This is a genomic window from Myxococcus sp. MISCRS1 (assembly GCF_026626605.1).
Taxonomy (GTDB): Bacteria; Myxococcota; Myxococcia; order Myxococcales; family Myxococcaceae; genus Myxococcus; species Myxococcus fulvus.
The window spans coordinates 1,600,375-1,614,833 of record NZ_JAPNKB010000001.1 but is presented as its reverse complement, the minus strand read 5'-3'; the positions used below and the strand labels follow the sequence as shown (position 1 = coordinate 1,614,833).

The 14,459-nt window shown below is 70.0% G+C and carries 14 protein-coding genes; 5 read left to right on the top strand and 9 right to left on the bottom strand.

Annotation, left to right across the window (positions count from 1 at the left end; all coding sequences use genetic code 11):
- Window positions 1-200: 200 nt before the first annotated feature.
- The 4 genes from OWM54_RS06240 to OWM54_RS06225 form a co-directional block, all read right to left on the bottom strand.
- Window positions 201-362, bottom strand: coding sequence for a hypothetical protein (locus tag OWM54_RS06240; protein ID WP_267696886.1), 162 nt, complete (start codon window positions 360-362; stop codon window positions 201-203).
- A gap of 415 nt (window positions 363-777) precedes the next feature.
- Window positions 778-1,059 carry a hypothetical protein gene (locus OWM54_RS06235; RefSeq protein ID WP_267696885.1) on the bottom strand — a complete coding sequence of 94 codons (282 nt, stop codon included), beginning with the start codon at window positions 1,057-1,059 and terminating at the stop codon, window positions 778-780.
- Window positions 1,060-1,422: 363 nt separating this feature from the next.
- Window positions 1,423-1,704, bottom strand: a complete 282-nt coding sequence (locus OWM54_RS06230) for a hypothetical protein (RefSeq protein WP_267696884.1) — start codon at window positions 1,702-1,704, stop codon at window positions 1,423-1,425.
- Entirely contained in the window at window positions 1,701-2,381 is a 681-nt protein-coding gene (locus tag OWM54_RS06225; RefSeq protein WP_267701096.1) for a transposase, read from the bottom strand. The genes OWM54_RS06230 and OWM54_RS06225 overlap by 4 nt, the downstream gene beginning before the upstream one ends.
- Here OWM54_RS06225 and OWM54_RS06220 point away from each other — a divergent pair.
- Window positions 2,371-3,312 carry an acyl-CoA dehydrogenase family protein gene (locus OWM54_RS06220; RefSeq protein WP_267696883.1) on the top strand — a complete coding sequence of 314 codons (942 nt, stop codon included), beginning with the start codon at window positions 2,371-2,373 and terminating at the stop codon, window positions 3,310-3,312. The genes OWM54_RS06225 and OWM54_RS06220 overlap by 11 nt on opposite strands.
- Before the next feature lie 113 nt (window positions 3,313-3,425).
- Here OWM54_RS06220 and OWM54_RS06215 read toward each other — a convergent pair whose 3' ends face one another.
- Both OWM54_RS06215 and OWM54_RS06210 read right to left on the bottom strand, forming a co-directional pair.
- Window positions 3,426-5,174, bottom strand: coding sequence for a hypothetical protein (locus tag OWM54_RS06215; protein WP_267696882.1), 1,749 nt, complete (start codon window positions 5,172-5,174; stop codon window positions 3,426-3,428).
- 289 nt (window positions 5,175-5,463) lie between these two features.
- The gene (locus OWM54_RS06210; RefSeq protein WP_267696881.1) at window positions 5,464-6,189 is read right to left on the bottom strand and encodes a hypothetical protein; all 726 of its coding nucleotides are present in this window, start codon (window positions 6,187-6,189) and stop codon (window positions 5,464-5,466) included.
- A 197-nt stretch (window positions 6,190-6,386) separates the two neighbouring features.
- On the opposite strand from OWM54_RS06210, the gene OWM54_RS06205 reads away from it, so the two are divergent.
- The 4 genes from OWM54_RS06205 to OWM54_RS06190 all read left to right on the top strand — a co-directional run bounded on the left by OWM54_RS06205 (window position 6,387) and on the right by OWM54_RS06190 (window position 10,238).
- Window positions 6,387-7,193 (top strand): hypothetical protein, encoded by an 807-nt coding sequence (locus OWM54_RS06205; protein ID WP_223783134.1) that lies wholly within the window; start codon window positions 6,387-6,389, stop codon window positions 7,191-7,193.
- Window positions 7,194-7,238: 45 nt separating this feature from the next.
- Window positions 7,239-8,549 (top strand): M18 family aminopeptidase, encoded by a 1,311-nt coding sequence (locus OWM54_RS06200; protein ID WP_267696880.1) that lies wholly within the window; start codon window positions 7,239-7,241, stop codon window positions 8,547-8,549.
- A 48-nt stretch (window positions 8,550-8,597) separates the two neighbouring features.
- Complete coding sequence (locus tag OWM54_RS06195) at window positions 8,598-9,575, top strand: spermidine synthase (protein WP_267696879.1); 978 nt, start codon at window positions 8,598-8,600, stop codon at window positions 9,573-9,575.
- 378 nt (window positions 9,576-9,953) lie between these two features.
- Complete coding sequence (locus tag OWM54_RS06190) at window positions 9,954-10,238, top strand: hypothetical protein (RefSeq protein ID WP_267696878.1); 285 nt, start codon at window positions 9,954-9,956, stop codon at window positions 10,236-10,238.
- A 52-nt stretch (window positions 10,239-10,290) separates the two neighbouring features.
- Here the strand turns inward: OWM54_RS06190 and mdoH are convergent, their stop codons facing one another.
- From mdoH to OWM54_RS06175, 3 genes are read right to left on the bottom strand one after another with little or no spacing between them, the layout of a single operon-like run.
- A complete protein-coding gene (gene mdoH, locus OWM54_RS06185; protein ID WP_267696877.1) occupies window positions 10,291-12,315 on the bottom strand; it encodes a glucans biosynthesis glucosyltransferase MdoH in 2,025 nt (674 codons plus the stop codon).
- 22 nt (window positions 12,316-12,337) lie between these two features.
- Complete coding sequence (locus OWM54_RS06180; protein ID WP_223746540.1) at window positions 12,338-12,832, bottom strand: hypothetical protein; 495 nt, start codon at window positions 12,830-12,832, stop codon at window positions 12,338-12,340.
- The gene (locus tag OWM54_RS06175; RefSeq protein ID WP_267701095.1) at window positions 12,829-14,385 is read right to left on the bottom strand and encodes a glucan biosynthesis protein; all 1,557 of its coding nucleotides are present in this window, start codon (window positions 14,383-14,385) and stop codon (window positions 12,829-12,831) included. The genes OWM54_RS06180 and OWM54_RS06175 overlap by 4 nt, the downstream gene beginning before the upstream one ends.
- Between the last annotated feature and the right edge of the window lie 74 nt (window positions 14,386-14,459).

Here is a 14,459-nt window from a genome sequence, read left to right as displayed (position 1 = left end):
CATGCGCCGCTATCGCCCGCCCCGACTCCCGAGCAAGTCCGCCGCCGCGACATCCGTGCCGAGTGGAGTTGCGTCGGGCTCGTGGCTCTCCCTCACATTGTGTGGAGCCCCTCGGGAGAGCCAGGAGACCGGTGTAACTCCAAGGGCCATCAGACCCAGAACTCCGCCTGAGCTGCCTTCACGGATGTGCCCAAGTCGTATTAGTCCACCGATTCGGCAGTGATGACGTAGACGCCCAGCGTAATCACAATCACACGCTCGACCACGTCCTCGGTCTGGGACACCGACTCAGCCAAGTCCTTGAACTCCTCCATCACGGCCTCGACAGACGTGCCCTCCACCACCAAAGTCGTGTCAGGCAACTGGCTACGGAGTCCGCCACGCATCCCTTGCCAGGGCCTTTGCGGCATCCAGCTTGTGGGCTTTCAGCGCCGGGTCTTCGTCCTGGGGCTCGCTGGCCAATTTCATCGCGTCCGCCTGCTTGTATGCGAGTTCGGCAACGGTCTTGAACGACTGAGGGGCCGCCGCAATCACATCCGATTGGGCAATGCACGCCGGGAGGGCTTGGCAGGCAAATCAATCCACCAATCCCGAGCCTTGATGCCTTCGACCGCGACGGCCTTCTTCCGGGCCACAGTTGATTCCATTGAATGGGCGCGCCCCTTGCGCGACCTTGCGAGCGACTCCCCAGCCCGTCCGTCCTCGACATGCTCATGCGTTGCCTGCGCGAACGACTACCCGTTGGGAAGGCGAGTGGCCGCCCAATGAGTAGGGGGCCTACTCGCCGATGTAGTAGTCGCCTCCGTCCTCCACCACGAAGAGCCTCTTGAGAGGCGAGCCGTACTTGAATGAGAGTGCATCCACCGGCATCGCCTCCTTGAATCGCCTAGCGACCTCGTCGGCCGATGCTCCCTCAACCCGTAGCGTCGTGTTCGGAAGGCTCTCCCGCCAACTACCAAGGCGAGGTGGAATTTTATCCGAAAACCCCTTCGCCTTGAGGCTGTCCTTCACCTGCTGGTGTCTGTCGCTCAGGTCATACGTCACAATGTACCACGCCATGATTTGACTCCCTCTCTTGCGGGGCTGATTGGCACGCCTCCTTGGCGGCCTTGGTATGACAAGCGTAACCCCGGCGGATTTGTGAGCAATTAGGGCCGACTTTTCTCATCACGTGGACTGGATGAGCAAGGGACCATGGACGCCGGCACATCAACGTTCTGCCGCGCGGAGCGCGATTCACACCCGCGCCTCAGGCGTGAGGTGCCGGGCTTCGAAGAGGGCTCTATGCGCCGCCTCAGACCCGCACCCAACCGCGTCGAACCCGTCGCGGGACTCGCCCACCTGGTAATCACTGTCGACGCGACAGCGGTGGCCGGACATCTCCACGAGGAACGTCCCGCCCGACTCCTGGTCGAAGTGCCTCTATACGCAGCCCTTGTCTTTGAGGAGCGCGTGCACGGCGTCGATGAAGTCCACCACCATGTACCGAACGAGGGACCCGGGCTTCTTCGGCACCGGGAGCGGTTTGAAGGAATGCTCGATCAACTGACCCATGCGGAGCGAGGAGGTGAACCCGATGATGAACGGGCCGTTGACGACCACCTTCACGTCTGCCCTCACGGTGGGGTCGTACCCGCCGACCTCCGCACTGTCCCCGCCGATGACGACCTTCCCATGGGGGCCCACTCCGGCGATGCAGGTCATCGCCCACCTCGCTGGCTGCGTCGAATCGAAGGGGGCGTCACTGTCGCCTCGAAGCGAACGGGGCGCCCATCCTCGACGACGCACGTCACCCAGCGCCAGGCCCTGTCTGACGGATGCAGGTGGCGCAAGTAGGAGCGGATGCGCGCCACCTGCACCATGGAGAGGTCGTTGACGGCGAGCTTGTCGTAACGCGTGCCAACGGCACGCTTGTCCTTGAGGTGGCCGACGGCGCGCTCGATGACGTTGCTCTGGCGATAGAGGGCCAGGTCGAATCGCGCCCGACACCGTGCATTGAAGCGAGGCGGGTCTGCGCGGCTGGGCAGGACAGCCCGCATGTGGTGAGCTCTCGCCCACCGACGTACGGGGCCGAAGCTGTAGCCCCTGTCGCCTACCAGCACGCGCGGGCGCTGACGTGGACGCCCTCGGCGCCCTTGGACTCGGACGCCTGCCAAGGCAGGAAGGACGCCCACCAGGTCGCTGGCCTGTCCCGCCGTCAGTGCAATGGAGAGGACATGGCGGTGTCGCTCGCAGGTGAGGTGGAACTTGGTGGAAAAGCCTCCTCGCGACTCGGGTCTGATGTGGGCGGTCTTCAGCTGGATGGCTCTGCCCTTCCTCCTATAGGGCAACCTGGACGGGGCTGAGGTGATGTTGACGTACGATGTCCCCGTGAACTCCATCTTGAACTTCCTTCTCACCGAGTCGTCCGAGCCCGTCGTGCTCGATTCCGTCGAGACGTGGTGGCGCCGGCATGTGGAGCTGGTGTCCCGCTTCCCCGCGCCTGCGGACCTGGCGCTCGCGGGCGGGTTCCGCGCGGACCGGCTCGGCTATGCGTTTGCCTCCGGGTACCACGCCGCGCACCGCTTCCTGTTCCCCTCGCTCCCCGCGGACAAGCCCGTCGCGCTCTGCGCCACCGAGCCCATGGGCGGCCATCCCAACGCCATCCAGACGCGCCTCGAGTCCACCGCGTCCGGCTTCTCCCTCACGGGTGAGAAGGCTTTCGTCACGCTGGGCACGCGCGCGGAGGTGCTGCTCGTCGTCGCGACGGAAGGACAGGATGCGCAGGGGCGCAACCGGCTTCGCATGGTGACGGTCGACGCGAAGCGCGCGGGCATCGTCGTCAGCGAGCTGCCCGAGCTCCCCTTCGTGCCCGAGGTGCCACACGCCGAGCTGCGGCTCGAAGGCGTCGCGGTGGCCGACGGCGAGGTGCTCCCGGGCGATGGCTACACGCGCTATCTGAAGCCGTTCCGCACCGTGGAGGACTGTCACGTCCAACTCGCGCTCCTCGGCTGGCTCATCCAACTGGCGCGGCGCTGTGGCTGGCCGGAGGTCGTGCGCGAGGAGTTGCTCTCTCTCTCGTTGATGATGCGGGGCCTCGCTCAGGCGGATCCGACGGCGGCCTCGACGCATGTGGCGCTCGGCGGTGGACTGGCGCTGGTGAATCGGGCGCTGACCTCCATCGAGCCCTTGTGGGCCCAGGTCGATGCTCCCACCCGTGAGCGATGGGAGCGTGACCGGCGTCTGCTCGGCGTCGCGGGGAAGGTCCGCGCCAAGCGCCTGGAGGCCGCTCGCGTGAAGCTCGCCGGTGGTGCGCCGACACCCGACGCCTGACGCCCCGGCGCTTGAAATAGAAAGACCCTCGGAGCTTCCCTGCCGCCGCAAGGTTGCTCCGAGGGCCCCTCTACCGAGCAGATCCCCCGCTCGCGTCACGACTCACTTCAAGCTCACAGCATGCTGGCGATGTCCTTCACCGGCTGCGGCGCGGCCTCCGTGTTGGCCAGCGCGCCCGCCGCGCCACCCAGGATGAGCGAGGCCGGGTTGATGCGGCCCGTGGTGACGGCCCCGAGCACACCCTCGGCCGCGCCCTTCACCGTGTTGAAGGCACCCTTGGCCGCACCCTCGAACACGCCCTTCACGCCACCCTCCGAGTTGCCGATGCCCGTCAGCACGTTGCTCACTCCCGGCAGGAACCACAGGTGCTTGCCCGCCTCACCCGCGGCCCACTGGAAGTTGTCCTTGTTACTGCCGTCCGCCTTGACGTGCGTGTCCTTCGTCTCCGGCAGCTTCTGCTCGCCCAGGAACGAGTAACCCTTCTCCGCGAAGTCCTTCACCATGCCGGCCTCGGTGCCGTGGCGCGCATCACCGTCCTTGGTGATGCCCTCGATGTTGCCGTCGCCCTTGCCGTTCTTCACCTTGTTGTCCCGGTCCCCACCGTTGGCCGCCTTCGCGCTGTCGATGAACTCCAGCACCTTGGCCAGGCGGAACACCGCGTCCGGGTTCTGCTTCGCGTCCTTCAGGTCGAGCTTCGGGTCGATGCCCGTCTGCTTGCAGAGCAGGTCGAACTTGATGTCCTTCTGACGGCCCAGGTTCTTCAGCGCCGGCGAGTCGTCGACGATCTGCGCCGCCGAGCGCTTGTCCCCGGCCGGACGCTTGTCATTGGCGCTCGGGATGCCCGAGGACTCCGGCTCGGCCTGCTGCGTGACGCGCGGCGTGGTCTCGCGGGCCGGAATCATGTCCCGCAGCTGCGGGGGCAGCCCGCGCGGCGCGGGATTGGCGGTCTCGTGGGGGAGCGTCGGAGAGAGGTTCTGGGCCTCCGGGGGCATCCCGCGAGGCCCGAACTGGGCCGGCCCCGGCAGCGACGGCACCCGCAGGCCCTCCAGCATGTTCGGCGTCATCATCGGCGGCGCCATCGGGAGCCCAAGCTCCGGCGGGAGCGCGTCCAGCGAGGGCATCCCCCTCTGCATCGGCGCGTTCATGGGCGCCAGGGTGTCCATCGCCGGCAGGCCCTGCTGCATCGGCGAGAAGCCGCCCATCGCGGGCAGGCCCTGCTGCATCGGCGCCAGGGTGTCCATCGCGGGCAGGCCCTGCTGCATCGGCGAGAAGCCGCCCATCGCGGGCAGGCCCTGCTGCATCGGCGAGAAGCCGCCCATCGCGGGCAGGCCCTGCTGCATCGGCGCCAGGGTGTCCATCGCGGGCAGTCCGCCGGCCATCATGGGCGAAAGCTGTGCCGCCCCGGGGAGTCCGCCGGCCATCATGGGCGAGAGCTGCGCCGCCCCAGGAATCCCGCCGGCCATCATGGGCGAGAGCGCCTGCATCGCCGGCAGGGCCGCACCCGACACGTTCGCGAGCGTCTCCATCGCGGGCGCGGCGACGCCCGAGATGTTCGAGAGCGCATCCATCGCCCGGCCGCCCCGGCCGCCAAAGGGGTTCTTGCCCTCGAACCCATCCGTCGGCCGCTGCGACTGCGAGGGCAGGTTCGTGGGGTTGCGGAACTTCGGGTCCGACGCTCCGGGCGAGTTCGTGGGGTTGCGGAACTTCGGGTCCGACGCCCCGGGCGAGTTCGTGGGGTTGCGGAACTTCGTGTCCTGCGGCGTGGGGGCCGGGGTGGGCGTCTTCTTCGGCGGGGTGATCGAGTCGGCCGGGTTCTTGTTCAGCTTCGGGGAGGAGAACGACGGGACCTTGAGCTTGACCATGAGAGCACCTGTTTCAGGACAGCGATGGGGACCGCTGCGGCGAGGAGTTCGTCGTCTCGCCCGTGCTTTCCCTCATTGCAGCGCGGATGCCAGCCCTTCCGGCCTCGCAACCCCGCGACTTCACTGAAGCGATGCTCTCCACTCGAGCCCCCAGCCGATGACTGCAGACATCAGGGGACTGGCTCCAGTCATCAGCGCGCGGTGATCAGCGGGACGCCGGAAACACGAAGGGCCGTGTTCCCATCGAGGAACACGGCCCAGGTGCCAGGCTCAGCGAGTGGCCGGTGCTTCAGTACCGCCCGCCGCCCACCGCGGAGACGATGGCGGACAGGATGCGGCCCTCGACGCCCCACACGGCCTTGTTCAGGCCCTTGATGCCCGCGCCGCGCAGGTAGTCCGTGAAGTCGTGCAGCGCCGTGGAGCGCTGCAGGCCCGCGCCGTCCGCCGCGAACAGCAGCGGGGTGCCCGGAGCGCCCGTCAGGCCCAGGTCGGGGCAGGCCTCGGACAGCTTCTGCGGATCAATCCCCGTGGCCGCCGACAGCATCGCCACCGTGAACTTGTGCACCGGCAGCTCGCGCGCGTTCGGCACCTTCTTGAGCACCTTCTCGCGGTCCTTCGGATCCGTCGCGAGCTGATCCAACGTCACCTTCGACATCGCGATGATCTGCTCGTTCGTGACCTTCTTGCCGTCCAGGATGGCGCGGCCGAGCAGCGACGCGGGCGTGTCACCCTTGATGGTGACGTCCGCGCCCGGCATGGTCTGCATCCGGTCCCAGATGGCCTTCACGGCCTTGCCCACCTCGGTGTCCGGCCCGCCACGCCACGCGCCCGGCGTGGGCTGCGCGGCCTGGGCCTGCGCGGGCGCCACCAGCTTCGTCTCGAAGGAGCTCAGCTGCGTGTGCCCCACCGCGTTGGCCCGCGCGGGCGCCGCCGTCGGACGCGCCTCCGCCTGCGGCTGGAGCGACGTGGAGGGGTTCGAGGTGACGACGCGGGGACGGCTGCGGATGGGGTCCATGCCTGGGGGAGTCTCCGGAGTTCGACGATTGGGAGGTTATCGCAGTCGTCCGGTAAAGGTTTCCGCCCAGCGTCACTTCACCCGGACGCCATGTGTGACGCGCTGAGTCGAGACGTCGTGGGTCTTCTGGAACACCGGGCACGTCGGCTCGCGCATTCCGCACGACAACCGGCGCGTGAAGCCGTATTCGGGGCGGCATGAAGCGATTCCCCAGCCAGTTCGCAGACCTGCTCACCCCCAAGGGCCGCCGCATCCTGGAGGGCAAGGACAAGGCGGTGGCGGGCGCGCTGCTGGACCCCGCGCGGCGCTTCGTCGCGCTGCAGGGCGTGGTGGACGTGGCCAAGGCGACGGCGTGCCGCGACGCGCTCGACGCGGCGCTGCGCGACCTGGTGGTGCCCATGGAGGACCCCATCCCCGTGGACTCCATCTCCGGGATGACGATGAACTACATGGAGCTCTTGCCCAAGACGGTGCGGGTGCGCACCGCGCTCCTGGAGAACCGGCGCTCGCGCTCCTGGAAGGCGGCGGAGGCGGTGGGGCTGACGGGGATGCTGCGCTCGGACACGTTCGCGGGCTTCGCCGCCGCCGTCAGTGGCCGCGTGCTGCGCCGCAACTGGGGCATCCAGGTGCTGTGCTACGGCCCCGGGGACTACTCCGGGCCGCACAATGACCACCACCCCGAGGAGGCCGAGGCCCGCGACGGCTACGTGGACATGCACCTGAGCCTCACCATGCCCGGGGTGGAGCACCAGTACCTGGTCTACGAGAAGGACCATCACCTGTCGGAGATGGCGAAGGTGAGCACCGTGGGAGGGATGACCGTGTACCGGCTGCCCTTCTGGCACTACACGACGCCGGTGGTGGCGCGGCGCGGCGCGGAAGGGGAGGCGCGGCGCTGGGTGCTGCTGGGCACGTTCCTGGACGCGGCGCCCAAGGCCCGGCCGGCCTCCGTGGTGGTTCCCCCGGGACAGCCCGGGGGCCGCTCCCCCGTCCGGGTGGCGTGATTCGGACGTGGCGCGACGCCCGCCAGGGGTTAGCTTCGGGCCGACATGAGCCCGACCGATACCGATGCCCTGGCCAATGACTTGCTCGCGTACATCGACGCCTCGCCGACGCCGTACCACGCGGTGCGCGAGACGGCCCGCCGCCTGGAGAAGGCCGGCTATCGCGCGCTGGACGAGCGCGAGTCCTGGACGCTGAAGCCGGGCGAGCGCGTCTACGTCACCCGCGGCGACACCAGCATCGCCGCCTTCCAGCTGGGCACGGCGCCGGTGGACCGCTCGGGCTTCCGGCTGGTCGGCTCGCACACGGACTCGCCCAACCTGCGGCTCAAGCCGAACGCGCAGGTGTCGAAGAACGGCTACCAGCAGCTCGGCGTCGAAATCTACGGCGGCGTCCTCCTGCACACGTGGACGGACCGCGACCTGTCGCTCGCCGGCCGCGTCGTGGTGATGGAGGGCGGCAAGCCCAGGGGCCACCTGGTGGACTTCCGCCGGCCGCTGTTGCGCGTGCCCAACCTGGCCATCCACCTCAACCGCACCGTCAACTCGGACGGCCTGAAGCTCAACGCCCAGGAGCACATGGTGCCGGTGCTGGGGCTGGAGAGCGGCGGCGCGGTGGACCTGCGCGGGCTGCTCGTGCAGGAGCTGGCGAAGGGTGGGGTGAAGGCCGAGCCCGCGGACATCCTCGGCTACGACCTGTGCCTCTATGACCTGCAGCCGTCCACGCGCTCGGGCGCGCATGACGAGTTCCTCCATGCCGCGCGCCTGGACAACCTCGCCAGCTGCCACTCGAGTCTGACGGCGCTGTTGACGGGCCCGGCGTCGCGCGAGGCCACCAGCGGCGTCATCCTGTTCGACCACGAGGAGGTGGGCAGCCGCAGCGCGCAGGGCGCCGCGTCCCCCTTCCTGCGCACGCTGCTGGAGCGCCTCACCCTGGCGCACTCGGACGGCAAGCCCGACGCGTTCCACCGCGCCATCGCCCAGTCCTTCCTGGTCAGCGCGGACATGGCGCACGCGGTACACCCCAACTACGCCTCGCTGCACGAGCCCAAGCACCAGCCGCAGATGGGCCTGGGCCCGGTCATCAAGTCCAACGTGAACCAGTCGTACGCGACGGATGGCGAGTCGTGGGCGCACTTCGCCGCGCTGTGCCGCGAGGCGGGCGTGACGGCCCAGCACTTCGTGACGCGCACGGACCTGGGCTGCGGCAGCACGATTGGGCCCATCACCGCCGGGCAGCTCGGCATCCGCACGGTGGACGTGGGCAATCCCATGCTGTCCATGCACTCCATCCGGGAGATGGCGTGCGCCAGCGACGTGGCGGCGATGGTGGCCGTGCTGCGCAGGTTCTTCGCCTAGCAGGCCATGTCCGCCAGCCTTGCGCGCGGAGGTGATAGACCTGGGCCCGTGACCTGGCCACGCGCACGAGGTCCCTGGTGGAGACAGGCGCCCTGGACGCGGGTCCTCTCGCGCTCCGGGGCCTCGCTCGGCCTGACGTCGCCGGGGGCCCGCGCCGCGCGCACCCGGCGCACCCTGTCCCGCGTCTTCCGCTGGCTCAACGTCCCGCGCACCGTGCTGTACGTGGGCCAGCCCGGCGCCTACCGCTGCATCGTCAGCCAGGACACGGAGGGCCGGCGCTACCTCCAGTTCGGCTGGGACAGCGCCTATCAGAGCGTCACGGGGCAGGGCTTCCCGCTGCAGTTGGAGCTCGAGTACACGCAAGGCATGGTGGCCGGCGTGGCCTTCGTGGCGCAGCCCCGGCGCATCCTGATGGTGGGCGTGGGCGCGGGCTCGCTGCCGATGTTCCTGCGTGCCGCGCTGCCCCAGGTCCATATCGACGCGGTGGACTGTGACGCGGAGGTGCTCGACGTGGCCCGGCGCTACTTCGGCCTGCGCGAGGACGCCCAGCTGCGGCTGCACCTGGAGGACGGGCGGCGGTTCATCGAGACGCCCGGGCCCGCGTACGACGTCATCCTCCTGGATGCCTTTGGCCCCCGGGGCGTGCCGCGCTCGCTGGCGACGTGGGAGTTCCTCCGGGCCGTGCGCTCGCGCTTGACGCCCGACGGCGCGGTGGTGAGCAACGTGCACCGCTCCCCCAATCCGCTCTATCCCGCCATGCTCCAGACGTGGCGCGCGAGCTTCGAGCAGCTGCATGCCTTCGATGCGCGCACCACGGCGAACCGTGTCTTCGTGGGGCTGACCACCTCGCGCAAGGTCTCGCGTGGCGCGTTGAAGGCTCGCGCGGGACCTCTGGCGCGGGCGGCGCGCTTCAACCTGCGCGGGCTGATGACTCGCAGGCTCGAGGACCGCGAGGTCCGTCGCGCCGCGGAGCAGGGGCTTCCGTGGCCGCTGACGGCGGGCATCCTGCGCGACTCGGACGAGTAGACGGCGAGGCCTGGTCGTCGATAGGCCCGAGGCCCGCGAGTGCGGACTCAGGCCTCGTGTCGCGAGACCGGGTTGGCGGCCCTCCGTGCGCGGTCGCGAGCCGGAGCCGGCGGTCATCCGTCAGCGGGAGCGAGTCGTCTACGGTGTCGCGTTCAATCGAGCGCCCGAGGTCCGCGGGCGAGGACACGTCGTGTCTCGCGGATGACGAGCCGCCTGAAGTGAAACATTGCAGTCGCTCGCCCCTGCGAGATGTCGCGGGTCGGGAAAGACACATCAGGGTCCGAATTGGCCGTCTGGACAGTGCTCGGACAGTTGGCTGAGTCTCTCACCGCCGTTCGTCGCAGTGCCGTCTCAACCCCCTCACAACTGGAGTGGTCCATGCGAGTCCACGGAGTGTCGGCAGCGCTGATGATGAGTCTCTTCACGGTGGGCTGCGGTGGCGTCGAAGCGGAGGCACCGGCGGAGGTGGCCCCCGAGAGCCAGCAGCAGGCCCTCTATGACGGCTGCGCCCCCGGGGACACCGGCTATCCCGTCTGGGAGTGCCTGTCGCTCGACGAGTGTGGTGGCCGCTGGGGCAACCAGATGCGCTACTACTGCTACACGCCGGGCGGAGGCATGTATCTGGGCAGCGTCATCACCTCGAACTGCTCCGAGTGTTACTGACACGGCTCCCAGGAGCCCGGGCATCCGCGTGACGCGGGTGCCCGCTCCAGGCTCACGACAGCGTGCGCGTCAGCCGCTGCTCGCGGGCCTCGCTCAACGTGGTGACATCCAGCAGCGCCGCCACCTTCTCCTGCGCGGAGAGGGGCTCGGCGTTGTCACCCAGGAGCTTGCGCCGCGCGGACTCCAGTGCCGCGGGCGTCGTCGTCTCCGCGAGCCCCGGCTGCGACTCCAGCAGCGCCAGGTGCAGCGCGTGGGTCTTCGCGTCCGTGAGCACCCGCTCGATGGCGTCCGGCACCGGCTCCACCCCGTGCTCCTCGGTGATGGCCTGCGCGCGCTCCACCACCTCGGGCGGCTCGGTCTCCTCGGGCATCAGGAACAGCCCTCGACGCGCCGCCCACAACCCCAGCGACGCGCGGGCCGTCAGCACCGTGAGGGGCACCGCGAGCAGGAGCCCCACCACCACCGGCATCAGCCACGCCACCAGCGCCGTGGACACCAGCGCCGCCACTGCCACCATCGCCACGCCCACCGCCATGTGCGCCACGTGCCGCCGCGCCGCCTCGGACCAGGGCAGGTCCGCGTCCTCGCGCTGCTGGCTGGACCAGTTCACCCGGTAGCCCAGCAGCGTGCCGAACACGAAGTGCGACTGGAACAGCATCATCACCGGCGCCAGCAGCGACGCGAGCACGCTCTCCGCGAGCACGCTGAGGATGAGCTTCCACCTTCCGCCCATCCGCGCCGCCTCGCCCTTCTTGAAGAGCGCCAGCGTCAGCCCCAGGAACTTGGGCGCGAACAGCATCCCCATCGACACCGCGAACAGGCGCAGCGCGCCCGGCGCGTCGAACGCGAGCGCGGGGGACTCCAGCGTGGACACGTCCAGGAGGAAGCGGTCGTGCAGCGCGGCCACCAGGCCTGCGGTCAGGAACAACAACCACAGGGGCGAGGCCGCGTACGACATCACGCCCATCAGGAAGTGGCCGCGGCTGAGCGGATGCCAGCCCCCCGCCATCACCAGGCTCAGGTGCTGCAGGTTGCCCTGGCACCAGCGCCGGTCCCGCTGCGCGTACGCCAGCAGGTTCGGCGGGGGCTGCTCGTAGCTGCCGCCCAATTCCGGCACCAGCCACACCGTGTAGCCCGCGCGCCGCATCAGCGCCGCCTCGACGAAGTCGTGGCTGAGGATGTGGCCGCCGAAGGGCTGCTTGCCCGGGAGCACCGGCAGCCCGCAGTGGTTGATGAACGCCTCCGTGCGGATGATGGCGTTGTGGCCCCAGTAGTTGGACTCGCCCAGCTGCCACGCCGCCGCGCCCGCCGCCACCACGGGGCCGTACACCCGGCCGGCGAACTGCTGCAGCCGGGCGAACAGCGTGGTGCGGCCCACGTTCAAGGGCGGCGCCTGGAGGATGCCCGCGCGCGGGTTGAGCTCCATGAGCCGCGCCATCTTCACCAGCGTGCGGCCATCCATCAGGCTGTCGGCGTCCAGCACCACCGTGAAGTCGTAGCGGCGTCCCCACCGCTCACAGAAGTCACCCAGGTTGCCGGCCTTCTTGCCCGTGTTGTCCGTGCGCCGCCGGTAGAAGATGCGGCCCTGTCCGCCCACCCGGCGGCACAGGTCCGACCACGCCAGCTCCTCGGCCACCCACGACTCGGCGCGCGTGGAGTCGCTCAGCACGTAGAAATCGAACGCGTCCAGGTGCCCCGTCGCGGCCACCGACTCGTACGTGGCCTGCACGTTGGCGAAGACGGCCGCGGGGTCCTCGTTGTGGATGGGCATCACCACCGAGGTGCGCGACCCCAGCGGCTGAGACTCCTCCTCCGCCGTGGGGTAGCGCAGCCCGGGCATCCGCGAGGCGAGGGCCAGCTGGAGGAAGCCCGCCACCGCCGTGAAGAACGACAGGGCAATCCAGCCGAAGCACAGCGCGAAGAGCCCCACCAGCACCCCTTCCGGCACCGACGTCCCTTGAGCGCTCAGCAGGCGGTGCATCTCGCACGTCCCCACCACGGTGGTGACGGCCGCCAGTCCCAGCACTCCGGCGCGCCGGTAGCCGGCGCTCTCGGGCGAAAACGAGTGGGCTTGCATCGCGAGGCTCCCCAGGCCCGCCTCAGGGCGAGGTGGACATGCCCGCCGTGGCGCCACGCCACCAGCGGCGCAGCATCTCCCCGAACGGGTTGAGCACCAGCTGCTGCTCGGGCATCACCGAGCTGACCTGCGCGGGCGCCGGCACCGGCACCGCCGCGCGCACCGCCCGGACGAAGTCCTCCGGCGCCGCGGGACGGGTGAGCAGCCGCGCGCCCCGGCTCGCGCCGTCGCACAGCACGAAGGCCGCACGGCCCCGCGACAGCAGCCCCGGACCCGAGTGCTCCAGTCCCAGCACGCCCGACAGCCACGTCTCCATCCGGGCCCGGGCCAGCGCCACCGCCGCCTGGGGCTGGGCCCCGTGCGCGCCGAAGCCGTCCAGCACCCACGCGGCCAGCGCGGAGAGGTCCGCCTCGGCGGTGAAGCCGAAGCCCTTGAAGAAGGTATCGAGCGCCGCGCGAGCGCGCGGGCCGGCCCACACGGTGGTCGGGACGGAAGGGCAGGTGGTCAGTGTCGTCACGGAATCCACAGGTAGCTCCAGGTCTCGGTGAGGGTCTCCGGGCCGCGCTTGAGGAACGCGCGCAGCTCGGTGGGAACGGGGGAGGAGGGGTGCAGCTCGAAGGTGGCGCGCCAGCCGCCGGTGGGCGTGTGGCGCGTGGCGATGGGGCGTAGGACCTTGCCCGAGGAGGCGCTGACGACCAGCTCCACCGGGACGTCGTCCTCCGCGAAGTCGGGCAGCGCCGCGAAGTCGATGATGAAGCGGCGCATGGGGCGCGCGTCCTTGAGCCGGGCGCCCTTCCACGAGTCGCCCGCGTCCACGCGCGTGGCGACCACCGTGGAGCCCGTCACCGGCCAGGGCGAGTGCGCGCCCCAGTGCAGCTTGTACGCGACCTTCAGCGAGTCCCCGGGGCCCAGCGTCTTCCTCGGGACCCAGAAGGCGACGATGTTGTCGTTCGTCTCGTCCGGCGTCGGCAGCTCCACCAGCCGCACCACGCCCGGACCCCAGTCGCCCACGGGCTCCACCCACGCGGAGGGCCGGCGCTCGTAGTGCGCCTCCAGGTCCTCATAGTGGGCGAACGTGGTGTCGCGCTGCAGGACGCCGAAGGCGCGCGGGCTCTCCACCTGGAAGCTGGAGACGTTGATGCGCTCGGGGTTCTGCAGGGGCCGCCAGAGCTGCTCGCCCGCGCGCGTCCAGACGAAGAGGCCGTCCGAGTCGTGCACCTCCGGGCGGAAGTCGTCGTAGTCGCCGCGGTCGTTCTCGCCGAACAGGTACATGCTCGTCAGCGGCGCCACGCCCAGCTCCGCCACGGCCTTGCGCGCGAAGACGGTGGCCTCCACCTCCATCACCGTGTTCGCCCCGGGGATGATGGTGAAGCGGTAGGCGCCCGTGACGCTGGGGCTGTCCATCAGCGCGTGCACCACCACGCGGTCCGCGCCGGGCGCGGGCTTCTCCAGCCACAGCTCCCTGAAGTCGGGGAACTCCTCGGGGCGCGACGTCGCGGTGTCGATGGCGAGCCCGCGCGCGGACAGGCCATACAGGCTGCCCCGGCCGAGCGCGCGGAAGTAGCTGGCGCCCTGGAACACCACCAGCTCGTCGAACACGTCCTCGCGATTGAGCGGGTGCGACAGGCGCATGCCCGCGAAGCCATCCGCCTTCTTCAGCGGACCGGGCTTCACCAGCGGGCCGTAGGTGAACAGCTCCGGGGAGAAGGCGAGCGGCCGGGCCTTGCCCTCGGCCACCTCGTGCATCACCACCGGGAACTGGAACGAGCGGCCCGGGTGGAAGAACTGCGCCTGGAAGGGCAGCTTCGCGTCGCGCCAGCGCGCCTTCTCCGGGCGGTAGCGGATGTCCCGGTACGCGTCGTAGTCCAGCGACTTGTAGGACTCCGGCAACGTCGACACCGGCGCCTCGTACGGCCGCGCCGCCTTCTGCCGGGCCAGCTCCACCACCGTGTCCGCGGAGAACGTCTGGGCGCCGCGCGTCTGGGCCGCCAGGGCCGGAGTCGCCGCGCACGCCGTGCCCGCCGTGGCCACCATCGCCGCGCCCAGCCACCGCACGCACACCGCGCGCATCCCGCCCTGCCTGTTGCTGTCCGACGTCACGCCTGCTGCCTCCAGGAGACCGAGGGGGCGGGCGAGCCTCAGAC

What these genes read in the sequence shown, in the direction of transcription:
- OWM54_RS06215 (WP_267696882.1), bottom strand. Translation starts at nt 5,174, where the DNA reads ATGGTCAAGCTCAAGGTCCCGTCGTTCTCCTCCCCGAAGCTGAACAAG.
- OWM54_RS06175 (WP_267701095.1), bottom strand. Translation starts at nt 14,385, where the DNA reads ATGCGCGCGGTGTGCGTGCGGTGGCTGGGCGCGGCGATGGTGGCCACG.
- OWM54_RS06225 (WP_267701096.1), bottom strand. Translation starts at nt 2,381, where the DNA reads ATGGAGTTCACGGGGACATCGTACGTCAACATCACCTCAGCCCCGTCC.
- OWM54_RS06210 (WP_267696881.1), bottom strand. Translation starts at nt 6,189, where the DNA reads ATGGACCCCATCCGCAGCCGTCCCCGCGTCGTCACCTCGAACCCCTCC.
- OWM54_RS06190 (WP_267696878.1), top strand. Translation starts at nt 9,954, where the DNA reads ATGCGAGTCCACGGAGTGTCGGCAGCGCTGATGATGAGTCTCTTCACG.
- mdoH (WP_267696877.1), bottom strand. Translation starts at nt 12,315, where the DNA reads ATGCAAGCCCACTCGTTTTCGCCCGAGAGCGCCGGCTACCGGCGCGCC.
- OWM54_RS06235 (WP_267696885.1), bottom strand. Translation starts at nt 1,059, where the DNA reads ATGGCGTGGTACATTGTGACGTATGACCTGAGCGACAGACACCAGCAG.
- OWM54_RS06230 (WP_267696884.1), bottom strand. Translation starts at nt 1,704, where the DNA reads ATGACCTGCATCGCCGGAGTGGGCCCCCATGGGAAGGTCGTCATCGGC.
- OWM54_RS06200 (WP_267696880.1), top strand. Translation starts at nt 7,239, where the DNA reads ATGAGCCCGACCGATACCGATGCCCTGGCCAATGACTTGCTCGCGTAC.
- OWM54_RS06205 (WP_223783134.1), top strand. Translation starts at nt 6,387, where the DNA reads ATGAAGCGATTCCCCAGCCAGTTCGCAGACCTGCTCACCCCCAAGGGC.